Below are 25,932 nucleotides of genomic sequence, written 5' to 3'. Positions count from 1 at the left end.
TGACTGCTGAATACTGTAAAGGGAGTTTGACGAATTTGCAGTTTGTTCCTGAATTGGTTAATTTATGTATTTGTTATTGCTTAAAGGACAGTCAATGCACGAGATATTGAAAATTGCTTTAATCGGAGACTTCGACTCACAAGTCCTTGCCCACCAAGCGATTCCTAAGGCATTGAAATTAAATACGTCTCAGAAGGTGGAGTATTATTGGATTCATTCATCAGAGGTTGACTTAAAAGGCTTATCTCAGTTCCATGGCATTTGGTGTGTACCGAAAAGCCCTTATGATAATATGGAAAACGTTTTGTCTGTGATCCGTTTTGCTCGTGAGAATAAAAAACCATTTTTGGGTACTTGTGCGGGTTACCAACATGCCGCGCTAGAGTTTGCTCGAAATGCGTTAGGGTATGAACAAGCGGGTAATGCAGAAGTGAATTTAGAAACACCCATGCCTCTGATCAGTGCTTTAGTATGCCGTTTAAATAACGAGCAAAAAGGTATTGCTCTAAAAGAAGGTTGCAAAATAAGACATTTATACGAGCAGAGTGAAATTACAGAAGAATTTAACTGTGGCTTTGGTGTGAATCCAAAATACCTGAGCTTGTTTGCCGAAAGTGATTTGCTTTTTAGCAGTGTTGACCATCATGGCGACCCAAAGTCGTTAGAGCTGCAATCTCACCCATTCTTTATTGGTACGGCTTTTCAGCCGGAGCGAAGCGCTTTACAGAATAAGCAACACCCAATTATCAAAGCCTTTCTAAATGCTTGCCTAGGTTAGCTTAAAACAGAGTAATAAAAATATTATTGCTCTATCATCATATTTACCAATCTCAACTGCTATACTGCTTTTTAATCATAAGGTTAAAGAGAAGTAATATGAGATTAGTTTATTTGTTACTGGGTTTACTTTTTACATCTGCTGTCATTGCCGAAGAAGAAAAAAAGCCAGAGCCAGAACCGTTAGATCCTGGATATCATGCTGAGCATCCTATGGTGCTGGTTAATAAAGGCTCAAATATTTATGCTATGAATATGTCTGGTTATCGTATGCCCCATGACCTTCAAGTTGTGTATGAAATTAAAAACCCTGATGTTGCTTTTTTAAATCTAGTCAAAGATGCGGAACTGGTAACGATTAAACCGCAAGCATTTAACATCCAGCGTTTGCTTCGAGGTGAAGAAATTACGGTCACTGCCGATGTCTATATGGGGCATTTCGATAGGGGGGGGAGTCTTTTTTATGCAAACCGCACTATAGAGTTTACGGAAAAGCTTTATGCGAGAGAGTTTAAAGAGTTGCAAGATTCTTCTCAGTGGCAAGAATATGATTATGTGGATATAAAAGGCAATGAACGTTTATACATTCATAAAATTCAAAAAGCCCCTAGCTTCAGTCACTTGATTCATATTGATATGACAGGGGCTTGCTTGCAAAAATTCAGAACATCGAAGCGCGTGCCGAAAGAAAGCGAGCTTACTTATAAATTTGTAAATTGCGGTACGTTAAAACCGCTTTATTATGAAGCTGAAGACTTTCAAGAAAAGTAATATTTAAGTCGAATTAGCGCGCTTTAATCGGCGCGCTTTCTTTGCCAATATCCGGCTAAGATTGAACCGCTGATATTATGCCAAATTGAAAATAGCGTACCCGCAATGGCCGCAGTTGGGGTAAAAAATTTAATCGCAAGCGCCACTGCCAAGCCTGAGTTTTGCATACCCACCTCAAATGCCACTGTGCGACAAACCTGCTCGTTAAATCCTAATTTTTTCGGTGCCCAATAACCTAATGCTAGCCCGATAAGGTTATGAATAACCACAGCTGCCACAATTAATAGGCTCAAGCTTTGCAGCTTTGGTTGATTTAACGCAACGATAATACTGATGATAAAAATGATTGCCAACATGGCAATTATTGGCAATTTGCTTTGTATCTTCGCAATAACATTGGAAAAGGTGTAGTTGAGCGCAATGCCAGTTAAAAGAGGTAATAAGACAATTTTAGCCAAACTACTCAGCATCGAAAGTATAGGAATATCAACATTCTGACCAATCAAAAGGCTTGTTAAAAGCGGTGTCATGATAACCCCAGCTAAAGTACTGACTGCTGTCATGGTGACAGACAAAGCAACATCGCCTTTTGCTAAATAACACAACACATTACTTGCGGTGCCACCGGCAACAGCACCAACAAGCACCATACCAATTTGCATATGAGTGTTCAATGCAAATAGTTGGCTGAGCAAAAATGCGGTGACTGGCATAATCGTAAATTGTAAAACTAGACCGAGCCCTACTGCTTTTTTATTTTCAACGACCCGTTTAAAGTCCGCTGGTTTTAGCGTTAAACCCATCGTTAGCATGATAAACATTAACAGCGGCACAATACTCGATTTAAAACCTGTAAACAGGCTAGGGTTAAAGTAAGCAATAATAGAGCAGATAACAGCCCACAGAGGAAAAAGTTGAAGTGATAGATGCATCGTAGTTGGATGTGTTTTTTATTTCATACTACCTATTAATATTGGTGATTGATATAGCAAAAGCACACATCAACAAATGTGCTTAATGTATTTGAATATATTGGAAATAATGCTAAAAAAGCAACTAGGTTGAAAGTGACCTTAGCACAATACCTAGTTGCTTTAATTGGTTATGATGTTGAATTAGTTAACGGTCACCGATAAACCACGGCGCTTAAGTAACGCTTCAGTCGTTGGCTCTTGTCCGCGGAATGCTTTGTAAGATTCCATAAGGTCACGAGTGTTGCCTACTTCAAGGATATTCTCACGATACTTCTGACCAATTTTACGGTTTAAACCACCTTGCGTTTGCACATACGCATACGCATCAGCCGCTAAAATTTCACTCCACATGTATGCGTAGTAACCTGCTGCATAACCACCCATTGAGTGATTAAAGTACGCCGATTTATAACGAGGCGGGATGTAATCAATGTTTACGTCATGTTTTTCAAGTGCAGCTTGCTCAAACTTAACAATATCTTGTTTTGGCGCAGAAGCTGGTAATGAGTGCCATTCCATATCTAGCAGTGCAGCTGCAACATATTCAAATGTATCGAAGCCTTGGTTGAAGCTACGAGACTCGATCACTTTTTTAAGTAAATCTTTTGGAATTGGCTCACCCGTTTTGTAGTGCTTTGCATAGTTTGCAATAACTTCAGGATACATTGCCCAGTCTTCTTCGAAGGTAGAAGGGAACTCTACAAAGTCACGAGATGTAGAAGTACCTGAAAGAGTAGGGTATTTCACTTGAGATAACATGCCATGAACACCGTGGCCCATTTCATGGAAAATAGTGGTCGCTTCTGAGTAACTGATAAGCGTTGGTTCACCCTCAGGGGCTTTTTGAATGTTCATTACATTCACAATCACAGGACGCTGATTGTCTAGGCCAGACTGTTTAACAAAAGCACTCTTCCATGCACCACCACGCTTACCTTCGCGTGCAAAATAGTCGGCGTAGAAAATAGCTAGGCTAGAGCCGTCTTCGTCTAATAGTTCATAAGCTTCTACGTCTTCATGATAAACCGGTAAGTCTGGACGCGGCTTGAAAGTGATGCCGTATAAACGGTTCATAGTGAAGAACACACCATCTTTCAGTACACGATTAAATTCGAAATACTCTTTAACCGCATTTTCATCTAGGTTGTACTTATCTTTACGTACTTGCTCTGCGTAGAAGAACCAGTCCCAAGGTGCTAGTTTGAAGTTTTCGCCAGAGGCATCAATTTTAGCCTGAATTGCAGCGGCTTCCGCATCTACATTCTGAAGAAGCGCAGGTACCATGCTTGAAAGCATATCTAGCACAGCTTGTGGCTCTTTTGCCATTTGTGATTCAAGGCCAAAGTGCGCATAACTGTCATAGCCTAATAGTGCAGCGCGTTCAGCACGTAATTTAGTGATGGTAGGCACAATATCAGCGTTGCTGTTTTCACCTGTCAGAGCACGCTCAGCAGATGCACGCCAAACTTTCTCACGAAGGTCACGATTCTCTAAAGAGGCAAGAATTGGTTGACGTGTCGTATTCGTGATTTTGATAAGGTACTTGCCATCATGGCCCGCTTCTGCCGCAGCAGTTGCAAGTGAAGCGATCTGCGCATCAGACAGACCAGCAAGATGTGCTTTACCTTCAACAATAACGACATTGTTTTTAATCAGCGCCATAATGTTCTGGCTGAACTGAGTACCAATTGTAGAAAGTTCTTTATTGATTTCTCGAATACGCGTTTTTTGGTTTTCGTTTAGTTTCGCACCTGAACGAACAAAGCCTCTATAAAGCACTTCTACGAGTCGCTTTTCTTCAGCGGTTAGGTTAAGTGCAGCACGTTGGTTATAAACCGCTTCAACTCGTTCGAAAAGCGCTTTATTTAAGTTGATATTGTCGCCATGTGCCGCAAACTTTGGTGCCATTTCTGTTTGAATAGCACGGCGTGCGTCGTTTGAATCAGTACCGTTTAAGTTGAAGAAAATACGACTTGCACGAGTCAGTAGCTCACCGCTTTTTTCCATCGCAACAATGGTATTTTCAAAGCTAGGTGCTTCAGTGTTATTCACAATATCATCAATCTCAGCAAGTTGCTCTTTCATGCCTTGCTCGAAAGCAGGTACAAAGTGCTCGTCTTTGATTAAATCAAATTGTGGTGTTTGAAATTGCAAAGGGCTTTTCACAAAAAGTGGGTTTGTACTTTCAATTGAAGCAGAAACTTGCTCATTTTGCGCAGTGTTATTTGTTGTTGTATTGCTTGGCTCTGAGCAAGCACTTAATAAAAGTGCTGAACTAATAGCGGTAGCGATCAGTGTTTTCATTGTTTTTCTCTATTTATGTGTTTAAAACTAAGATGGTTAAAAGGAAAAGCGTGCACTTAAAGCACAATGGTCACTTAACATGTCGTCAATATTCATATTGTCGAAATAATGAAACTTTAAAGACTCATGGTTGTATTGAGTGCTTAAAGCACTTGAGATAAAAATATGGTCAATTGGCGCTGGGTATTTCGGATGACAGCCGGTTTTGCCGTCAGTGAGGTTTTGTAATTGCTTGTTAGGTAAGCTAGTGCCAGCAAATAAACCCGGTGAGTGAAATAGATCTTTTCTGAAGCGATTGTTAGGGTTCGCCAGTCTATGATTGAAGTCACCTAACACAATCCAACTTTCTTGATTTAGTGGCTGAGATTCTAAGTAGTCATCAAGAACCTTTACTTGTTGAGCAAGAACAGCACAAGACTCTCTATCAGAGTCTAGGTAATCATCCACAAAGCAACCGCTTTTAAGGTGAAGATTGACGATGTGAAGCTTTTCATCTGCATGTTGAATAGTTAACTTTATCCCCTGCCTTAAACCCGGTCGAGGTATCGCAATGGCTTTTAGTTGTTCAACACTGTCTATTTTCAGTGAATTTCTTACCGCAAAAGCAGTTTTTTGCTGTGTCGATGTCAGGCCACTTTCTCTACAGGTATAAGTTTGAGAATCAGGGCGGTCTGAGATGACTATTTGCCACTCATCTTCAGGAAAGATACGCGAAACTGCTTTGGCTGATTCAACTTCTTGTAATGCTACAACGTCTGCTTTTAGGTTACTTGCATATTCCTTCAGTTTTTCATAGTCAGTTTCATTGCGCGCTTTACACCCTTGGCCATTATTCTCAGCCAAATGTTCAATATTCCATGTAGCAACCACCAGTGATTCTTCTGGATTAGTAACCGTACTGCATGCGCTGAGTGCGATAGTGGCGCAACAAGTAAAAAGTGAGTGCTTGAAAAATTTATTCATCAACGTGCTTCTGAAAAACTTGAATATTGTGATATGTTATAAAGTAACATTAATTGATGCAATCTTTATTGCGTTAAATGGCAGAGGTGTACGATAAGTGGTAAGACCAAAACGTCATGTTCTGGATATGCCTTTGCTAAAACCGAAATTTCTTCGGAAAGACATTTGCCGATATGCCACAGACTTCCAATAGTTCAGCTTTGAAAATCTTTAAAAGCATTTAGAGCACGTTGTATGGATAGCAATGTTGGACCAAAAATAATCGTCGGAGATAAAAATAATGCTGCTACCTGATATCACTTCGAATCAGAATAAAGAGTTTCCTATACATTTGAAGTGGGTAGGTATGGAGCAGATATCTGTGCCTTTACTCATTGAAGTTAATAAAAATTATACTGCAGTCAATGGGCAAGCAGACTTGTTTGTGAGCTTAGACAGTGACGCAAAAGGCATTCATATGTCGCGTTTATATTTACTACTGAATGAGTATATTGCAGGGCAAGAATTTAATCAGCAAACACTTACAGCTATGATGGATGCGATGCTGAGTTCGCAAAAAGGCTTAAGCCAGCAAGCAAAGCTAAATCTAAAGTTTGAACTACCTATTCTAAAGCCTGCTTTGTTAAGCAGTAACAGCGGATATAATGCCTATCCAATTGAAATAGAGGCAGTACAAAGTCAGCAATCAATGCAAATTAATGTATCTTTGACAATACCTTACAGCAGCACTTGCCCATGTTCTGCCGCGTTATCAAGGCAATTATTAAGTGATGCGGTAGAAGCTAAGTTCTCGCAGCAGACTCAAATTGATAAGGCACAATTAAAAGCTTGGTTGGAGAGCAAAGAGGGCTCAATTGCAACTCCGCATAGCCAACGTTCGTATGCCTACATTCAGTTTTCACTAGCTCAGTCAGTATTTCCTAAACTTGCTGATTTGGTGACACTTTTTGAGCAAAGTATTGGCACACCGGTACAAACCGCTGTTAAACGAGAGGATGAACAAGCTTTTGCCGCACTTAATGCGGAGAATTTGATGTTTTGCGAAGATGCAGCCAGAAGATTGAAAGCGACGCTTGAGTCAATGAATTCAGTGACAAACTACCAGTTTAAAATCGAGCACCAAGAGAGTTTACATGCGCATAATGCCGTTGTGCATGACAGTAAATTTTAACTGTTATTCATAAATTGAAACAATTTAATAACCAGAGCGTACCGCAAACAATTGCTATTTTAGGTGCGCACATTAAAGTACCCGATTCTTTCCCTTTGGGGATAAGTGAAAACACTAACAAGCAGCTGAATCTAACAAAAATAGAAATTCAGCAATTATAATATTGAGGGAAATCATGCGTATTAAAGCATTAACAGCCGCGATTGTGCTTGCAGCAAGCAACTTTGCGATTGCTGACGAGGGTATGTGGCAACCACATCAATTACCTGAATTAGAGTCTGTATTAAAACAAAAAGGGTTAGAAATTGACGTTAAATCGATCTCTAAACTAACAGAATTCCCAATGAATGCCGTGATCAGCCTAGGTGGGTGTACAGCATCATTTGTATCACCAAAAGGCCTTGTGGTTACAAACCACCACTGTGCTTATGGTTCAATTCAGTACAACTCGACAACTGATAACAATATTTTAGAAAATGGCTTCTTAGCGAAAACACCATCAGAAGATTTACCTGCAGCACCGGGCTCACGCGTTTATGTAACTGAAGAAGTGACGGATGTGACAGCACAAGTAAACCAAGGTACAGATGGTCTATCGGGTAAAGCACGTTACGAAGCAATTGATAAAAACCGCAAAGCCCTTGTAGCTGAGTGTGAAGCTGACGGTAGCTACCGTTGTAATGTCTATACCTTCCACGGTGGTCTTGAGTACTACTTAATTAAATCTCTTGAAATCAAAGATGTACGTTTAGCTTACACGCCAGCGATGGGTGTTGGTAAATACGGTGGCGATATCGATAACTGGATGTGGCCACGTCATACAGGTGACTTTGCTTTCTATCGTGCATACGTAGGCAAAGACGGTAAACCTGCTGAGTATTCAAAAGACAATGTACCATTTGCATCTGACTCATTCTTAAGCGTGAGTGCCAAGGGCGTTCAAGAAGGTGACTTTGTAATGGTAACCGGTTATCCGGGCCGTACTAACCGTTACCGTATTGCGACTGAAGTTGATTACGTGTTCAATACAGCTTACCCGTTAGCACGAAAGCACAACTCTAAGTATGTTGAACTAATTGAAGAAAATGCACCTGAAGGGTCTCAAGCGCGCATTGCTTACGAGAGCACCATTGCAGGTTACAACAATTACATCAAGAACTATGGTTCTATGATTGAGAGCTTCAAAAAAGGCTCAATGTATACGCGTAAGCAACAGTTCGAACAAGACTTAGCGGCTTGGATCAATGCCAATAGCGATCGTAAAGCAAAATATGGTTCAGTGTTAACTGATCTGAATAAGCTAGTTGCTGAATCTCAAGCGCATAATCAACGTGACCGTATGCTAGGTTATGTGCACCGTTCACAAATGATTTCTACGGCACGTATGCTTTACCGTTTAGCAGTTGAAAAGCAAAAGCCAGATGCAGAGCGTGAGCGCGGCTATCAAGAGCGTGACTTACCACGAATTCAAGCGCGCCTTAAGAGTATGAGCCGCCGTTATGATGAAACGGTAGACAAGGCCATCTTACTTCACTTCTTAGAGCTTTATGCTGCATTGCCAAAGTCAGAGCGTTTAGTTGAAGTTGATAAAGCATTCAATCTAACTAATGGCTTTAATAAAGCGAAACAAAAAGCATTGCTAGATGACATGTATGCAAACTCAAAACTGGCTGATGAAAAAGCCCGTTTATGGATGGCAGATCTTGAGTTCTCACAAATTAATGCAAGTGCAGATCCATTCGTTCAATATGCCAAAGCTATTTTTACTGTGATGAAGCAAATTGAAGATCAAGACAAGGAGCTTGCGGGTAAACAGCAAGCAGCTCGCCCGGCATTAATGGAAGCCATCATTGCGTATAATAAGTCATTAGGTAAACCAGTTTATGCTGATGCAAACAGCACATTACGTGTTACTTACGGTACCGTTGGCGGATATTCACCACAAGACGGTCTAGTGGCGACACCATTTACTTCTCTTGAAGGCTTATTAGCTAAAAACACCGGTGTTGAGCCGTTCAATTCGCCAGAGAAACAAAATGAATTAATTAAACAAAAACTTTACGGTGCATACACTGGTGGCATGAACACAGTACCTGTTAACTTCTTATCAAATGTAGATACAACGGGTGGTAACTCAGGCTCACCAACACTGAACGGTAAAGCTGAACTAGTTGGCTTATTATTCGACGGTGTGTACGAAAGTATCATAGGTGACTGGGATTATGATGCAAACCTAAATCGCTCTATCCACGTAGACTCACGTTATATGCTTTGGGTAATGGACAAAGTAGATAATGCACAAAACCTACTAAAAGAAATGAACATTGTTAAATAACAGTTAGTCCTTAGTTTATTCAGAAAAGCGCTCATATTTTGTGAGCGCTTTTTATTATATAACAATAACTTACCTTTAATCCTGTCTACTCGTCTCAAATTTTATAGCTATCAAACTGATTAATTTTTAACAAAAATTACTTTACATTAATTGTACCTATGTTAAAAAGTAACGGTTGTTTTTTAGTTTTAAGTTAAAAAGTAACATCAATAACTGAGCGGGCAAATATCATTACATAAGACAATGTAATCTTTGCCTTAAATTCAAGGGGTACGTTATACCAATCGTTAATTTGGTATGAGTAGTTGTATTACTTGCTCACTGGTTTATGAAAAAAGAGATTATAAAAATGTCAAAACTAGTCATCGATACAGGAAACAATCAAAATAAACGAACAAGGTTAAGCCTTGCCGTTACTTATGCGTTAATGGGATTAAGCCCACTTTTTGTTGCTGCGAATGCGTCGGCTGAAAATGACAGCGCTGCCAAAAAGGATGAGAAAATCGAAGTCATTGAAGTCAGTGGTATTCGTGGCAGTATTAACAGTGCACAAAACATTAAGCGCTTTGCTGATACCGTTAAAGATGTGATCACTGCATCCGATATTGGCGCATTACCTGATAAATCGGTGACAGAAGCATTGCAGCGTGTACCTGGTGTAACCATTGAACGTTTTGCTTCTTCAGACGATCCGAAGCATTATGCTGACGAAGGAACGGGCGTTTTAGTTCGTGGTTTAGATAGAGTGCGTTCAGAAGTAAACGGTCGTGATGCATTCAGTGCTAATCCTAATGGCGGGTTAAGCTATGAAGATTTTCCTGCTGAGTTATTAGGTGCCGTTGAAGTTGTTAAAAACCAAACTGCAGATCTGATTTCTGGCGGTATATCGGGCACTGTAAACTTGCTTACTCGCAAGCCATTCGATTCTGATGAGCAGTTAATCTCAGTCAATGCTAAAGCCAATTATGGTGATTTTAGAGGTGAAACAACCCCTTCTTTTTCTGCGCTTTTTTCTGATACTTGGGACACCAATTCGGGCAAATTTGGCTTCTTGATTGCCGCATCTCAATCTGAATATCAAACTCGTGGTGATGGCGTTGGTCTAGGTAATTTCCATTCGCGTGGTGATTCATTTGTACCAACCTTAGATCAGTGGGGTGGGATCACCGGCGTTGATCCATCATCACCGGTTGACGGTCCAGCACTACCTGGTCAACCTGCAGGCAGTGTTTGGCATGTGCCTGTGGCAATACACATGAGCACCGCAGATAACGACCGTAAACGACAAGGTTTAACGTCGTCATTACAGTGGGCAAATGATGATGAAACCATAGTGGCAACCATTGAACACATTCGCTCAAAAGCGTCACTAGAATGGAATGAGCGTCAAATTGGTCAGGCAGCACAAGGCTTTAAGGGGTTTATGGGCTCATCACAAAATTGGCAAGATGATGCAGCCAATGGTTACCCTCTAACAACCAGCAATAACTTTGTCACTTCAGGTATCGCACTAGGTGTCAGTCCTGAAACGCCATTTTTCTATCGCAGTCGTTGGAACTACAATGAAAATACAGTAAACGACACATCATTCAAGCTGACTTTGAAACCGATTGATAGGCTCACAATCGACTTTGATTATCAAATGATTGATTCAGAAAAGCATCGTCAAGATTACAGCATGTCAGGTCAGACACGAGGCAACCATGTGCATGTGGTTTCTCCTTATTTCTTAGATATGCGTGGCAGCAGACCAACAGTTGAGTTTTTAAGCGACAACATCATGACTGCAGGCTGGTCACCAAATGAAGATTGGAATGGTCCTGTGCCAAACCTATTTTTAGGCAGTGGTATGGAGCAGGTTGAACACAATACAGCCGAAGCGGATAGCTACAAAATCGACTTTAAATATGAATTAGACGGTAATTTTACGAGTATTAGTGCCGGCGCATACATGTCTGATAAAGATTTAACCGTCCGTGACACCGCTTATGAAGGTTGGTCTGCAATTGGTACTCCTTGGAATCAAGATGACCGCAATGCGGCTTCTGCAATTAATCGTCCAGAGCTGTTTGAGCGCGTTGATTTTGGTGACTATTACAACGGTCAAGTGTTGGTGGGGAACGTAAATAATTTCTTATTTCCGAAAATGGACTTAGTAAGAGATTATGCGAACTCTTTACGCCAGGGATGTAAAGACGGTTGGCACAACGCGACTAATAGTGCAGCAAACAATGGTGTTTGTTCTGGCACCTATGTACCTTATGAAGACAAAGCAGACCGTGTTGAAGGACCATTTGCTGCGCACAATATCAGTGCAAGTAATGAAAAACGCACCGAGTTTTACGTAAGAGGTGACTTTGACTTTGAACTAAATGATATCCCAGTAGTGGGTAATGTGGGTCTTCGTTACGTCAACTATCAACTGCAATCAACTGGCGCAGTCGTGCGTCCAGCGACGATTAAACGTGGTGATGAAGGTACATCGTTAAATACGGTGATGCAGCAAGCAGAGTACAAGCGTTATTATGATCTCGCTAATGGTGAGTCACAGCTAAGTACCGTCAATGGCACGGATTACAGCACCATTCTACCAAGCCTAAATTTAAGCTTTGGTGTCACTGAAGATGTGGTTGTGCGTTTTGGTGCATCAAAAGCATTGTATTACCCAAGTCTAGTGGATGCTCGAAACATCAGCATCATTAATCTTGATTACACACGCAGATTACAAACGCCAGGTGCCGATTACGATGAAGCCAATAACCCGGTTGTGGCTATTGATGACATAGAAGTTACGGCATTATCTGGTAACCCAAACATCGAACCTGAAGAAGCGGTCAACTTAGACTTAACCACTGAGTGGTATTTTGCCGACGCAGGTTATATCACATTTGGTTTATTCCATAAGAAACTCGATAACATCATTCGCAAACGTGCATTTGACATGGATGTCACTTTTAATGGTGAAGAATACGACATTTCTGCATACGGGCCTGCTAATACTGGTTCGGGTAATATTCAAGGTGCAGAATTCTCTTACTCTCAGTTTTATGACATGTTACCGGGTGCTTGGAGCGGCTTAGGTTTACAGTTTAACTTTACCTATATTGATCAAGACGGCTTAGAAGACCCGAATGAGGTATCAGCGGGTACATTGGCGTTTAACGAAAATGGCGACCCAATCACAGATAACCGTAACACTTTCAGAGTCTTTAGTGGTTTACCGCTGCAGGGCTACTCAGATACAAATCTGAACATCGTTGGTATGTACGAATTTGATAAGATTTCTATGCGTGTTGCTTATACATGGCGCTCAGAATACTTATTGACTCTGCGTGAATCAGAAGAGTACGTTCCGGCGTATGCTGAAGCAACGGGTATGATGGATGCGAGTATTTACTACACCATTAACGACAATTGGAAAGTGGGCTTTGAAGCAAGTAACTTACTTGATACAGAGACCAAGACCCAATATCAAATGGATCAGGCTGGCACAAGAACTCAAGCACTTAACTTTACAACCGATAGACGCTATGCGCTAAGTGTACGCGCGACTTTCTAAGTCATTCAGCTACCAGCTCTGTTGCTAGCAGAGCTGGTATTTTTATCGCTAAAAGTTTAATTTTTATTTTATGAAAAGCATTCAAAGAATTTTGAAAGCATAATTTATTGAATGGTGCAAGGGGGTGACAGTGTCGGAACTTATTAAAGGCAGTGGTTGCAATGAGCAACTAGAAGCCGCAGGTTGGGATATTTTACAAGAGCAAGTGAGCCTGCCTGTTGCCGTTATTCAGCTGCAAAAACTACAGCAAAATGCCAAATGGATGTCAGAGTTTGCCAGTAAACATAACATGTTACTTGCACCTCATGGTAAAACTACCATGTCGACAGAATTGTTTACACAGCAACTCGAAGCAGGCGCTTGGGGGATCACATTAGCCACCATTCCACAGGTCAGCTGCGCGATTGAAGCGGGTATATCTCGTATCATTATGGCGAATCAGTTAGTGGGTCAGTTTCATTTTGAGCAAGTTGCACATTGGCTATCATCAACATCATTAGAATTTTATTGTTTTGCCGATTCTGAAGAAAATTTAAGAGCGCTTGGCGCATTTTTCGCTGAACGCAATTTAACCCTCAACATCTTACTTGAAGTAGGTATAAAGGGGGGGCGTTGCGGATTACGTTCAGCAAAGGATATTTCAAGTTTGGTCTCGACCTGTAAACAATTTTCAAGTTTGAATTTAATGGGTCTGGCATTTTATGAAGGGGTTGTCAGCGGTGAGCGCCCTGAGCAGCAAGTGGCAGACTTTGTAAACGACGTTATTACACTTTCGCAGCGCATAGCGGCAGGTGGAGGCTTTGATTCGCATGCTCCTATTATTACAGGTGCAGGCTCAGCTTGGTACGACATAGTTGCAAAAACACTTTCAGAGCATGAATTTGCAGACAAGTTCAGAGTTGTGCTGCGCCCCGGCTGTTATTTAATCCATGACACAGGTATCTATCATCAGGCTCAACAAGCGGTGCTATCAAGAAGCCAGTTGGCATGTGATATTGATGGTAGCCTTCAGTCTAGCTTAAGTGTCTGGGCCTATGTGTTATCACTGCCCGAGCCGGGTCTTGCCATTATTGGGATGGGAAAACGTGATGTGGCATTTGATGCGGGCTTTCCCACAGCAGAGTTGATTTATTCGCCCAAAACAGCTGTGCTTTCAACGCGCACTGGTAAACTTCAAATTGAAAAAATGATGGATCAACATAGCATGTTGCGCTACCCCGAGCAGCAGGTTTTACAAGTTGGCGACATGCTCAATTTCTCAACTTCACACCCTTGTTTAACGTTCGATAAATGGCGCCAGATCGGGGTTGTTGAACATGACTGGGTGATCGCTAAGACGATTTCAACACAGTTTTAAAGGTTTCTAATGGACATAATAAGTAAAATAAAAGAAGGCCTAGGGCACTTTAGTCCGGCAGAAGATAAAGTGGCAAAATTGATTTTAGCCGAGCTCAACTTTGCTGCGAGTGCATCTATTAATGAACTTGCCGACAAAGCACAAGTTAGTCATGCGAGTATCACTCGCCTTGCAAAAAGTTTAGGCTGTGACAATGTGCGTGATTTAAAGTTTCGCTTAACACAATCAGCCGCCATTGGTGAGCGCTTTACCAACCCAGAGATAGTTGAGAAAAAACAACTTTCTCATGTCTATACCTCAATTCAAGAAATTTTAGAGCTCAATGCTGGGTTAATCGATGAAGTCGTCGTAGAGCAGGCCAGTAGTGCCGTGTGTAATGCCAGACATTGTTTGATTTTTGGTGTCGGTGGTGGCAGCAGTATGCTTGCTCAAGAGTGTCAAAATCGTTTTTTTAGACTCGATGTGCTTGCGAATGCACATAGTGACCCAATGATGATGCGCATGGCTGCGTCTACGGTTAACAAAGATGATGTGGTGATTTGTTTGTCATTAAGTGGTGTATCACCGGATGTCATGGATGGGGCCAAAATTGCCAAAGAATACGGGGCGCACATCATTACGGTCTGCCCTGACAGTGAGTTGTCGCAACTTGCTGATTTTCACTTACCCATTAAAACCCAAGAAAGCGATTATATTTTCAAACCCAGTGCGGCACGTTACGTGATGATGGCCGCATTGGATATTCTCTCAAGCGAAGTAGCGATGCGAAATCAGCGGCGCTCTAAAGAGAAGTTACGTCGCCTTAAAATTCAACTCGATCTTCATCGTGATAAAAATAGCGACATGCCACCTGCTGATAAACGCTTTCCGTTGGGAGATTAATGATTGTGGACACTTCAGCCGATTTCATCATTCGTGGTGCACGCGTTTTCATGGATAAAGATAACCCCACAGAGCAGCTCGATGTTGCAGTTAAAAACGACATCATTATTGCGATTGCTAACAAGCTGACAATACAAGTAAAGCAAGTGATTGACGCTGATGGTCTGGTGTTGTCACCGGGTTTTATTGACGTGCATACCCATGACGATCTTGAAGTGTTAAGGCAGCCCTCTGTGCCTGCAAAGTTAAGTCAAGGTGTCACAACAGTGATCGCAGGTAATTGTGGGATCAGTGCAGTGCCAACCAGCGTCAAAAGCGGTTTACGCGACCCTATTAATCTATTAGGGGAGCAAAATGAGTTTGTTTATCCAGAGTTAAAGGACTACCAAAAAGCATTTGCAAAGGCGAAACCCAGTGTCAATTTAGCCATGTTAATTGGTCATATTAGTCTTCGTGCGCAAGTGATGGATAATTTAGAGCGTACAGCCTCAGAAAGCGAAATTGTACAAATGCAGGGTTTATTAAAGCGAGCAATGTCGCAAGGTGCATTGGGTTTAAGTACCGGACTTGCTTATTACAATGCGAAACAAGCCAGTGAATATGAAGTGAACCAACTGGCGAAAGTTGTCACCCCGTTTGATGGACTTTATACCACGCACTTACGCACTGAATTTCAGGGGATCATTGATGCTATGGACGAAGCGTTTGCGACGGCAAAACAGGCCGAATTACCCTTGGTTATTTCTCATATAAAATGTGCTGGCAAAGAAAACTGGGGTCGCTCAGAAGAGGTGCTTGCGCATTTTGAGCAACAAAAACAGCACCAACACATCGGCTGTGATTGTTATCCTTACGCGGCCAGTTCAAGTACGTTAGATTTAAAGCAAGTTAATGAAGACACTGATATTTTCATTACTTGGTCTGAATCATTTCCTGACATGGCAAAACAGCATTTAAAAGACATCGCTCAAAAATGGGAGTTAACCCAATTAGAGGCGGCAAAACGACTGCAACCTGCAGGTGCGGTTTATCACTGTATGCAGGAGTCTGATGTGCAAACTTTTCTAGGCTATGAGCATAGTATGGTGGGCTCAGATGGACTTCCTTGCGACCCTCATCCGCATCCAAGGCTGTGGGGCACATTTCCTAGAGTGCTAGGGCATTATTGTAGAGATGAGCAACTACTGTCATTGGAGCTTGCTTTACATAAAATGACAGCGCTGCCAGCTTCGCATTTTAAATTACAAAAGCGCGGCAAAATTGAAGTAGGCTATTTTGCTGATTTGGTTTTATTCGACCCTGAAAAAATCATTGATAACGCCAGTTATAGCGAGCCAAAGCAAAGTGCTTCAGGCATTCAAGCTGTTTGGGTTAATGGTGTAGAAAGTTTTAATGCCATGCAGTGCTGCCATGCACATGCACCAGAAGGCCGAGCTGGACGTTTTTTAACAAGACATAATCATAAAAATAATTAACGAGGAAGTTATGAGCATAAGAAGAATTGGCGCCGAAGGCGGAACGGGCACCGGCGGTCAGCATTTACCTTTTGCCAGAGCCGTTGAAGCGGGTGGTTGGCTAAAAGTTTCTGGTCAAACACCGATGAAAGACGGTGAAGTGGTCGAAGGCGGCATTATTGAACAGTCGCGATTGGTGATTAATAATTGCATTGAAATTATGACTGAAGCGGGCTACGGCCTTGAGCATGTGACGCATGTGTCAGTGGTTTTGACAGATGCCCGTTACTTCCAGTCTTTTAATAAAGTGTTTGCTGAAGTATTTGGGGCGCATCCTCCTGCGCGGATCTGTATGGTGGCAGATCTTGTGGTGGACTGTAAGGTCGAAGTCGATGTCACTTGTTACAAAGGTAATTAATCTGAGATTTGGTTAAGAGATTAATTATCCAGAGATCAGGTTAATTAATACCTAGTTACATTAAGAATAGCTAACACCCCCTGGGGAGAACGTATGTCTAAGAGCCAATTATATTTCTTGCTGGCCTTTTTGGCTTACTTGCTGGTGATGATTTTGGTCAGTTGGTTGGCGTCACGAAAGCAAAAAAATGCCAGTGACTACTTATTGGCTGGACGTAAAGTGCCCCTTTTTCTTACCCTTGGCACCACAGTGGCCACTATGGTGGGAACTGGGTCATCAATGGGCGCTGTCGGGTTTGCCTATGACAACGGCTGGGCGGGGGCATTATATGGTTTAGGTGGTGCAGCGGGTATTTTGCTTTTGGCTTGGCTGTTTGCACCAGCACGCCTGCAAGCATTTACCACAATGAGTGAAGAGTTGGCCAGTTATGTCGGTAATCACAGAGTCGTTAAAAATACCCTCGCCATTGTGATTTATGCGGCAAGTATCGGTTGGTTGGGCGCGCACCTCATCGGTGGCGGTATGTATTTATCTTGGCTTACTGATTTAACTGCCATGCAGGCCAAATTATTAATCGGTACAGGTCTAGCTGTTTTTATTATTCTTGGCGGCTATTCAGCGGTTGTGTGGACAGACGCCCTACAGGCCATCGTGTTGTTTATTGGCTTTATACTCATGGCTTATTTCTCGGTGCAGTTTGTCGGTGGGTTCGAGGTGGTAAATAGCAGCGAGCGTGTGCTTGAACAGGGCATTTTTTCGTTTCAAAATGTCGGCATTTTACCCGCACTTTCAATGTTTTTAGCGGTGCTTGTTGGCGTTTTAGCTACGCCTTCTTTTCGTCAGCGCATTTATGCCGCGGACAGTGTCAAAACTATTCGACGCTCATTTTTGATTTCTGGCGTTTTGTATTTATTTTTCGCCTTATTACCCGCTTTGATTGGCATAAGTGCTTATTTGATTAACGCTCAACTAGATAATGCCGCGTATGCTTTTCCATATCTCGCCTTAGAAGTTTTGCCTATGATGCTTGGCGGTTTTATTCTGCTCGCTGGCATTTCAGCCACACTATCGAGTGCCAGCTCAGATGCCATTGCAGGGGTGAGCGTGTTGATGAGTGATTTATTTAGCGCTTTCAGTACACAGTCACAAAGTGTCAAGCAACAATTGTTATACTCCCGTGTTGCTATGCTGCTCACCATACTCATTGCGCTGTTACTGGCACTGTGGTCAGACAATATAGTGAGTTATATCACCAAGATGATTTCGATACTCATGAGTGGCTTATGCGTGATGGGATTACTAGGTCGGTTTTGGCAAGCCTATACATGGCAGGGGGCACTTGCTACGCTGCTTGGTGGGGCGTTAGCGGGCATTGTTGTCGGTGCAAATAGTCAGTGGCTGGCGTTTTTTGGTAATCCGATAATCCCCTCTGTTTTCAGCGCATTAAGTTTGGGCGTTCTTGTTAGCATATTGACCAAAACTCACAATGATGAGTCTATTACCGTTGCAAATGAGACCAATATAGGCGAGCAATCATTATGACAAGCTTAGTTTTTAACACTATAAAAAGCATGGTGTTTTTTGGCGAATGTATGGTCGAACACCGTGCTGATAGCGATATCAGTTTTGCGGGCGATACATTTAATACTGCTTGGTATCTATCTCAGTTTAATAAAGATAAAACACGCCTGTCTGTTCAATATGCCAGTGCAATCGGTGATGATGAAGCCAGCTCGAATTTAGCCTTGCTCCTTCAACAAGAAAGGTTAGAAAGCCCTTACTTAATCACAGTTCAAGATAAAAAATTGGGGCAATACTGGGTTAAATTAGCTGAAAATGGCGAGCGCCACTTCGAGTTTGATCGACTCAATAGCCCGGTGCGGCAATATTTTAATCAAGACAGTAGATTACTAGCTGCACTTAAACATAAGCAGTTTGACGCCATTTATCTATCTGGAATATCACTTGCTGTTTTATGCCCAGAGCAAAGAGCACAATTCATCGCAGCACTAAGACAATTCAAGCAACACGGTGGTGTGATTTTTTTCGACAATAATTATCGCGCAGCACTATGGCAATCTGAGACGCCACAAAAGTGGTTTCAACAACTGATGGCATTGGCAAATGTTGCGTTTTTAACGGATGAAGATGAATACGCGGTCCACGGCACTCAGTGTGTAAACAGTATCATTGCGCACCACTTTAGCCAAGAACTCGCCCCAGATATGCTAGTTATTCGATGTGGCAGTGCGCCTTGTGTGATTGCCGTTGCCCCAAATGATGTCCTTGAAACTTCCCCTAAAAAAATTGCCGAAGAAAAAATAATCGATACCACTGCAGCAGGCGATGCTTTTGCTGCTGGCTTTTTAGTAAAAGCGTTGCAAGGCGAGACGTTTGAAAATGCTGCCAAGTTTGCGCATAGGCTGGCAGGTCAAGTGATCCAACACCATGGTGCGCTCATGCCTAAAGATAAACTCACAAAATATCTTTCTGAGGAGTAGTAGATGCGAAGTAAGCATACTGGTTTTATTTTTCTTAGCATATTGTTTCTCAATTGCTTTTTACCTTCGGCTCAAGCATCGTTAAAGCTAAACATGGCCAGCCTAGATAATGCTGCTTTAATGCCAATGCCAAAACAGTTAGATATAAAAAAATCTTCACTCAAACTTGAGTCGTCTCTAAGCGTTCATATTGAGGGCATGAGTGAACAGAGAAAGCGTTTTCAATTGCAGCGTTTTCAGTCACACCTTAATCGCGTCGGCAACTCAACGTTTACTGTTTTTGAAGATGAAAAGCAAAACGCTCACCTAACTATTGATATTCAACAGCAAGAGCAAGGGCTCAGCGTGCCTCAATATGGTGAAGACGAAAGTTATAAGCTAATTGTTAATCAGCGCGGCATTCGCATTGAGGCGCAAAGTGTATTTGGTGCTCAGCATGCGTTGACGACGTTAGTGCAGTTAGTATATTCACAACAAAAAAATGTCCCGGCAAAGAGCGCAGTATTTATTCCTAATGTGGTTATTCAAGATACCCCGCGTTTTGCATGGCGAGGTTTGTTAATTGACAGTGTGCGCCATTTTTTACCAATAAGTTCCATTAAACGCCAGTTAAAAGGAATGGCCGCCGCCAAGCTTAACGTATTTCACTGGCATTTAACTGATGATCAGGGCTGGCGTATCGAAAGCAAAGCGTATCCGCTTTTGACTGCTAAAGCATCTGATGGCGATTTTTATACTCAAGCAGACATCAAAGAAGTCGTTGAATACGCAAGCTTGTTGGGTATTCGCGTGTTGCCCGAAATAGGGATGCCTGGCCATGCAAGCGCCATTGCGGTGGCTTATCCTCAGTTGATGACCAAAGACAAAACGTATGACATGGAGCGTCACTGGGGGGTATTCAAGCCTTTACTCGATATCGCGAATCCAAAAGTGTATGAGTTTATAGATACTCTGATAGGTGAGATGGTGACATTATTCCCCGAGCAGTATTTTCATATCGGGGGGGATGAAGTCGACGCTGAACACTGGCTGGAAGATGAACATATCCGGCTTCTTATGAGCGGTAAGAATTTACAAAATGGTGCCGATCTACAAAATTACTTTAACAGTAAAATCCAACCAATTATTGCGAAACATCACCGCCAAATGGCTGGGTGGGATGAAATTTTTCATCCTCAACTGCCTAAACAAATCTTGGTACAATCTTGGCGCGGCCATGATTCATTAAATGCGGTGGCAAAAGCAGGTTACCAAGGTGTTTTGTCGACGGGGTTTTATATCGATCAGCCTCAATATACCGATTATCACTACCGCAACGACCCTCATCTTGTCTCGCCGCTTGTGGATTTAACGCACCCTAAAAGTCATGCAAAACAATTTGTGATTGAGCGTTTAAAGGGGAGCCCTGTGAAGGGGGAATTACTGATCCTTGGCGAGCAAGTACTAATTAAGTTGAACAACAATCATCATCAACTCGCAAAGCGAGAGACTGAGTTAGCTCTAGAGGAACACCTTGCTGTTCAGTTTGATAGCTGGATGGGACCGTTGAGTTTTGAATTCGATTTTGCAAAAAGTACCGGTTTCGTTTTAATCGGCAATAGCCGTTACCCGTTTACTATCAGCGAGTTAACAACGCCGAAGCCGATAACTCTTGCCCCAGCTCTTTCATCAAAACAGCAAGCCCTGATCTTAGGAGGTGAGGCCACTATGTGGAGTGAAATGATCACCAAAGATAACATTGATGTGAGAGTGTGGCCGAGATTATTCGCCATTGCTGAACGGCTTTGGTCACCAGCCGAAGTGAAGCAAGCGGACAACATGTATGCGCGTTTAGATGTGATCAGTGAATATGCAGATCAAGTTATTGGCCTTTTGCACTTCAGCCAACAACAATCAGGTTGGGCGGAGTTAATACCACCAAACCTTACAAAGCAACAGCAGGATGAAACTTTGGCATTGTTGAACACACTGGCTCTATTGCTTGAGCCAAGTCATTATTACACTCGCCATCACATTAAACATCTGAACGATGAATACCACCAGCTAGCGCCTTTAGATTTGTTTGTGGATTTTTTAGCGGTAGAGAGTAAAGAGGTACGCTTCTTAAAAGAACACGTAAAAGCATATATTGCTGGCAATACCCGCGCGCTTACAGACATTGAGCAGCGACTTGAGCAATGGCAGCGTGCTTTAAACGCTGAACAAGGTTTATTGGCAAAAAGCGAAAAGTTAAAGTCCTTACAAACAACCTATGAAAATTTACAACGCTTTGCCAATTATACCCAGCGCACTATTGAGGTTTGTCAGGGTAAGCAACAGACAGAAAATTTAGATGAGCGCTTACTTGCATTACAAGCGTTAACAGATGAATTGGTTATCGCCGGCATTTACCCTGTTCGTCGGTTATTTTTACACTGTGCTGCAGTGCAACATTCAGAATTAAAGCAAGATTAAGGAAAACCATGAAAGCCATTTATTTCTCTAGTTTATTGTTCTGCACAGCCTTTAGAGCTGCTGCAAATGACGTGGCAGCAATAAAATATGATACACAAGACTTTGTACTTGATGGCGTTTTTACCCAAGGTGTTGAAGGCCCTGCAGTTGATAAAAACGGGGTGTTGTATGCGGTTAATTACCAAAAACAAGGCACGATAGGGCGAGTTAGAGCACAAAATCAAGTTGATCCTTTGCTTACACTCGTAAACGGTTCAATAGGCAATGGCATCCGATTTGATAGCGCGGGTAATATGTTTATCGCAGATTATGTTAATCATAATATTTTAACCGTGTCTGCAGATGCTCTGAAACTAGGCAAAGACGTGTCTGGTTTGGTTCGTGTATTTGCCCAAGACAGTCGGATGAATCAACCAAATGATATTGCTATTACCGACAAAGGTATTTTGTTTGCCAGCGATCCAAACTGGGCAAATAGCACTGGGAATTTATGGCGGATCGCCCAAGATGGTCAAGTCACCTTGCTAGAAGCGAATATGGGGACGACCAATGGTATTGAAGTCAGCCCCGATAATAAAACCCTTTATGTGAACGAAAGCGTGCAGCGCAAAGTATGGCGCTATGACTTAGACGAAAAGGGTAATATTTCTAACAAACAATTACTGATTAGTTTTGCTGACTTTGGATTAGATGGAATGCGCAGCGATAAACAGGGCAATCTTTATATTGCACGTTATGGAGCAGGGCAGGTAGCGGTTGTTTCACCGACAGGTGCATTAATCAAAACCATAACTTTAAAAGGCCAATATCCAACTAATGTTGCGTTCGGCGGTAAAGATGGTCGTACTTTGTACGTGACTATGCAAAAGCGTGGTGCGATAGAAATGACACGAGTAAACGGAGTTGGTCGCTTGTTTTAACTGGTCGAAAGGATTCTTAAAAAATTATGGGATGAACATACATCTCTTATAAACTTTACTTTGTTCAAAAAATAGCGCAATTTGGTGTCTGTATGCTTTTAGTTATTTAAATAATAAAAGCTTATTTTTAATGAAAAATACCAATCCTTAAATAGGTTACTTAATTAAGGTGATTGGTATAAAAGGAGCTTACTATGCAACTATTTCTTCGCATTTTAGCACTAGCTGGCTTTGTACTGGCTATCACTATAGGCATTATTTCAGGCACTTGGAAGTATGCTATTGCGACTGCGGCATTAAGTGCATTGCTGTTTATTGTGACTTTGAAAAAGCCTGAAAAGTCTACTCGTACAGCAACAACAGTAGGTAAGGGCACTGACAACACCAACGCCACAATCATAGCTGGTGCAAGTATAACAGCTCACAACCTTTCAAATGATTCGTCGAGCTCATCTAGTAGTTTCGATAGCGGTAGTGCTGACGGCGGCTGTTAAAGTTTATTGCAAGGAGCGTTAAATGCTTAATCGATACAACACAGGTTTAGTGATTGTAGATATTCAGGGGAAGTTAGCAACACTTGTGCATGAAAGTGAAGCGATGATTGCGCAAACAGTAAAACTGGTACAAGCTGCAAAAATACTTGATTTACCTATCGTGTTTTTAGAGCAGTTACCAGAAAAACTTGGGCCAACTATTCCTGAACTGCAAGCGCATTTGGCTGATATTCCTGCCATTGTAAAAAGTACATTTGATGGCTGTGGCAGTGAAGAGTTTTTACAAGCCATAGATTCTGCTAGTGTCGATAACTGGCTAGTTTGTGGTATTGAAGCTCACATTTGCGTATATCAAACGGCGATGAGCATAAAACAAAGAGAGTTTGGTGTTGAGCTAGTACAAGATTGTGTTTCTTCTAGAACACATGAAAACAAAGCGCTTGCTCTCACTAAGTTAAATCGAGCTGGCATTCAGCTCACTAGTTTTGAAATGTGTTTGTATGAGCTGATAAAAGACGCAAACGATCCTGTATTTAAACAAGTGTTACCGCTTGTGAAATGATGCGGGAAATGATCAAAAATGATCATTTCCTGAGTTATTTAGGTTATTAATTTTGGTTTTACCTAATACTTTTAATAGTAAGTTTCTGAAAAAACGCAATACCGGATATAAAACGGCTGAAGCTCTCTTAGATTTAAATAGCCAATAATTCAATTTATTAAAAACACCAGATCGAGAACTGATAAGTGCTAATGAATGAATAGCATCCGCACCGTAATAAATCACGCCACCCATCTTTAATACCATACCTTGATCGATATCGAGCCCAAGTTGAGTAATTTCTTCTAATACTTCGCTACTTTCTCTGGCATTGATAATTTTGAGCTCACCAATACTTTCTCGAATACGAACGACTTGGCAGTAGTTATCACAAGCAGAACAGTCTTTATCGTAAACCAGTAATATTTCCTCTTTTTTCATAAGCTACTCCACTGTTGCTTTAAGCCGATAAAATGCACTAAACCAAACGACAAACAAATGACCGAACTCCAAATCCAAAACTCGCTTGAACGACCCATGGGGTTGTTAATAAGGAAAAATCCAGCCACACCCCGGGCCGTGTAAATTAAAGAGATCAAGATTAAAGCGGTTTTTAAAAGCGGCAACTTTATAATAAGACCAGCTGCAGAAAAGGCATAGGCAGACCAAATACAAAGCATGAGCACGATGCCACTGGTAATAAGAGCGGGTTTATTACTGCCTTGCTCTGCAAGTTTTGCCATTTGTTCACCAGCACCAAAAAAGCGATACCAAGGCGCGCCAAAATAAATGCAACCCAGATGCATAAGTGCGGCGAGGGCACTTAAAGAACCGGCTACTATGAGAAAAATATTCACTCTGAGTCCTTTAAATAATTTTCTTTAAACTTAATGGCTACTTTAACGTGTAACTATTTTGAATACATCAATTGATTGGTAAACAAACATTTCTCACATCATAGACTGTTAATGCTTTGGTTCCTTGCTAGCTCAACAGTTTCACGAATCTTTTTGATGACCAAGTCGGGGGCATCTGCTGGAATATTATGAGTCGCACCTGTTGCTATGATGTGCTCAGAATTGTTAGAAAGCGCAGCGATGCTTCGTTGCATGGCTTGCCATTTATCGGTAATGCTAAAGAATCTCGGGTTATTTTCATAAGCTTGTTTGTCATGACTGATTACTAGCATTTTTAAATTGCCAAAGTCATAGCCGAACGTTTCTAAAGGCGTATAAAAGCCTTTTTCATGTCGGTAGCTTGAAAGCACATGTGCATACCTAAAGCTGCCGTAATATTGGTCAAGTCGTTTTTGCATCGGTGCGTCATAATGTTTGAAAATATTTTTTATATCAGATAACCCTAATGCAGCATTGAGATACTGTAAGTTTTTAACCGAATCGGGAATTGGGTCGAATTTTCCTCTCATAATTTCATGCTGATATTCATGGGCTGAGTCTAAAAGGATAAGTGCAGCCAAGTTAATCTCATTTTTTGCTGCTGTTCTTCTAGAGATAATGCCACCATATGAGTGAGCGACTAAAACAACAGGCTTGTTGCCAGCTATATGCTTTATCAGTGCAGTTTGCAGTGTTGATTTTTCATTTGTTGTAAAAGTAACAGGCACATTATCACTACCACCATGGCCCAGCCTGTCGTAATAACAGCTAGTAAAGTCATTAGGCAATGCTTTGGTAATATTGCCCCAGCTTTGTTGTGAGTCAGCTGCAAATCCAGTCTCGAAGAAAACAAAAGGGGCATCATCACCTTTGCATAAATATCGAACTTGTTTGTTTTGATAAGTGAAGTATTGACCGGGCATCTTAATGGTTTGGTGCTGAATAAAGGCAACAATACGAAGCAAGATATAGATGAATAATATGAGTGAAAAAGCAAAAAGAGCTTTGTTTGATTTTATGCGGTGCGCAAATTTTGACATGGAAATTCTTCCCAGAAATTATCATTATTATTGTATAACGATTCACAGCTTAAAAAGGGGTGAAAATAAGTTTGAGAATTAAATTTTATTTTGGCACTTCATCTAAGTGCCAAAATATAAA

At 41.6% G+C, this 25,932-nt stretch carries 21 protein-coding genes; 15 read left to right on the top strand and 6 right to left on the bottom strand.

Translation table 11 applies throughout. The features are described from left to right. Positions 1–94 precede the first annotated feature (94 nt). Together C1E24_RS08795 and C1E24_RS08790 are read left to right on the top strand one after the other, a co-directional pair. Complete coding sequence (locus C1E24_RS08795; protein WP_171040834.1) at positions 95–778, top strand: CTP synthase C-terminal region-related (seleno)protein; 684 nt, start codon at positions 95–97, stop codon at positions 776–778. Positions 779–876: 98 nt separating this feature from the next. After that, the gene (locus C1E24_RS08790) at positions 877–1,548 is read left to right on the top strand and encodes a hypothetical protein (RefSeq protein WP_138480618.1); all 672 of its coding nucleotides are present in this window, start codon (positions 877–879) and stop codon (positions 1,546–1,548) included. A gap of 23 nt (positions 1,549–1,571) precedes the next feature. Here the strand turns inward: C1E24_RS08790 and C1E24_RS08785 are convergent, their stop codons facing one another. The 3 genes from C1E24_RS08785 to C1E24_RS08775 form a co-directional block, all read right to left on the bottom strand. Next, positions 1,572–2,480: a bile acid:sodium symporter family protein gene (locus tag C1E24_RS08785; RefSeq protein WP_138480617.1), complete on the bottom strand. Its 909-nt coding sequence runs from the start codon at positions 2,478–2,480 to the stop codon at positions 1,572–1,574. Positions 2,481–2,663: 183 nt separating this feature from the next. Next, positions 2,664–4,826: a M3 family metallopeptidase gene (locus C1E24_RS08780; protein ID WP_138480615.1), complete on the bottom strand. Its 2,163-nt coding sequence runs from the start codon at positions 4,824–4,826 to the stop codon at positions 2,664–2,666. 36 nt (positions 4,827–4,862) lie between these two features. Beyond that, complete coding sequence (locus C1E24_RS08775) at positions 4,863–5,789, bottom strand: endonuclease/exonuclease/phosphatase family protein (protein WP_138480613.1); 927 nt, start codon at positions 5,787–5,789, stop codon at positions 4,863–4,865. Positions 5,790–6,069: 280 nt separating this feature from the next. On the opposite strand from C1E24_RS08775, the gene folE2 reads away from it, so the two are divergent. The 13 genes from folE2 (at position 6,070) to C1E24_RS08710 (ending at position 23,896) form a co-directional block, all read left to right on the top strand. Then, positions 6,070–6,960: a GTP cyclohydrolase FolE2 gene (folE2, locus tag C1E24_RS08770; RefSeq protein ID WP_138480611.1), complete on the top strand. Its 891-nt coding sequence runs from the start codon at positions 6,070–6,072 to the stop codon at positions 6,958–6,960. Between the two features lie 175 nt (positions 6,961–7,135). Beyond that, complete coding sequence (locus C1E24_RS08765) at positions 7,136–9,295, top strand: S46 family peptidase (RefSeq protein ID WP_138480610.1); 2,160 nt, start codon at positions 7,136–7,138, stop codon at positions 9,293–9,295. 349 nt (positions 9,296–9,644) lie between these two features. After that, positions 9,645–12,854 carry a TonB-dependent receptor gene (locus C1E24_RS08760; RefSeq protein WP_138480608.1) on the top strand — a complete coding sequence of 1,070 codons (3,210 nt, stop codon included), beginning with the start codon at positions 9,645–9,647 and terminating at the stop codon, positions 12,852–12,854. A gap of 130 nt (positions 12,855–12,984) precedes the next feature. Then, entirely contained in the window at positions 12,985–14,211 is a 1,227-nt protein-coding gene (locus tag C1E24_RS08755) for an amino acid deaminase (RefSeq protein ID WP_138480607.1), read from the top strand. 9 nt (positions 14,212–14,220) lie between these two features. Beyond that, positions 14,221–15,093: a MurR/RpiR family transcriptional regulator gene (locus tag C1E24_RS08750; RefSeq protein ID WP_138480605.1), complete on the top strand. Its 873-nt coding sequence runs from the start codon at positions 14,221–14,223 to the stop codon at positions 15,091–15,093. Continuing rightward, on the top strand, positions 15,093–16,568 hold the full coding sequence (locus tag C1E24_RS08745; RefSeq protein ID WP_138480603.1) for an N-acyl-D-amino-acid deacylase family protein: 1,476 nt from the start codon (positions 15,093–15,095) through the stop codon (positions 16,566–16,568). The genes C1E24_RS08750 and C1E24_RS08745 overlap by 1 nt, the downstream gene beginning before the upstream one ends. A gap of 10 nt (positions 16,569–16,578) precedes the next feature. Next, the gene (locus tag C1E24_RS08740) at positions 16,579–16,965 is read left to right on the top strand and encodes a RidA family protein (RefSeq protein ID WP_138480601.1); all 387 of its coding nucleotides are present in this window, start codon (positions 16,579–16,581) and stop codon (positions 16,963–16,965) included. 93 nt (positions 16,966–17,058) lie between these two features. Next, positions 17,059–18,507: a sodium:solute symporter family protein gene (locus C1E24_RS08735; protein WP_138480599.1), complete on the top strand. Its 1,449-nt coding sequence runs from the start codon at positions 17,059–17,061 to the stop codon at positions 18,505–18,507. After that, complete coding sequence (locus C1E24_RS08730; protein WP_138480597.1) at positions 18,504–19,466, top strand: PfkB family carbohydrate kinase; 963 nt, start codon at positions 18,504–18,506, stop codon at positions 19,464–19,466. The genes C1E24_RS08735 and C1E24_RS08730 overlap by 4 nt, the downstream gene beginning before the upstream one ends. 3 nt (positions 19,467–19,469) lie before the next feature. Further along, positions 19,470–21,920, top strand: a complete 2,451-nt coding sequence (locus C1E24_RS08725) for a family 20 glycosylhydrolase (RefSeq protein ID WP_138480595.1) — start codon at positions 19,470–19,472, stop codon at positions 21,918–21,920. An 8-nt stretch (positions 21,921–21,928) separates the two neighbouring features. Then, positions 21,929–22,840 (top strand): SMP-30/gluconolactonase/LRE family protein, encoded by a 912-nt coding sequence (locus C1E24_RS08720; RefSeq protein ID WP_138480593.1) that lies wholly within the window; start codon positions 21,929–21,931, stop codon positions 22,838–22,840. A gap of 194 nt (positions 22,841–23,034) precedes the next feature. Further along, positions 23,035–23,334 (top strand): hypothetical protein, encoded by a 300-nt coding sequence (locus tag C1E24_RS08715; RefSeq protein WP_138480591.1) that lies wholly within the window; start codon positions 23,035–23,037, stop codon positions 23,332–23,334. A gap of 22 nt (positions 23,335–23,356) precedes the next feature. Beyond that, a complete protein-coding gene (locus C1E24_RS08710) occupies positions 23,357–23,896 on the top strand; it encodes a hydrolase (protein WP_138480590.1) in 540 nt (179 codons plus the stop codon). Positions 23,897–23,908: 12 nt separating this feature from the next. Here the strand turns inward: C1E24_RS08710 and C1E24_RS08705 are convergent, their stop codons facing one another. The 3 genes from C1E24_RS08705 to C1E24_RS08695 form a co-directional block, all read right to left on the bottom strand. After that, positions 23,909–24,316, bottom strand: coding sequence for a DCC1-like thiol-disulfide oxidoreductase family protein (locus C1E24_RS08705; RefSeq protein ID WP_138480588.1), 408 nt, complete (start codon positions 24,314–24,316; stop codon positions 23,909–23,911). Continuing rightward, positions 24,313–24,732: a hypothetical protein gene (locus tag C1E24_RS08700; protein ID WP_138480586.1), complete on the bottom strand. Its 420-nt coding sequence runs from the start codon at positions 24,730–24,732 to the stop codon at positions 24,313–24,315. Before C1E24_RS08700 ends, C1E24_RS08705 begins: the two co-directional genes overlap by 4 nt. Positions 24,733–24,830: 98 nt before the next feature. Continuing rightward, positions 24,831–25,811, bottom strand: coding sequence for an alpha/beta fold hydrolase (locus C1E24_RS08695; protein ID WP_240721971.1), 981 nt, complete (start codon positions 25,809–25,811; stop codon positions 24,831–24,833). Between the last annotated feature and the right edge of the window lie 121 nt (positions 25,812–25,932).

This window comes from Pseudoalteromonas phenolica (genome assembly GCF_005876835.1).
Classification (GTDB): domain Bacteria; phylum Pseudomonadota; class Gammaproteobacteria; order Enterobacterales; family Alteromonadaceae; genus Pseudoalteromonas; species Pseudoalteromonas phenolica_B.
This window is presented reverse-complemented; position numbering and strand designations above follow the sequence as displayed.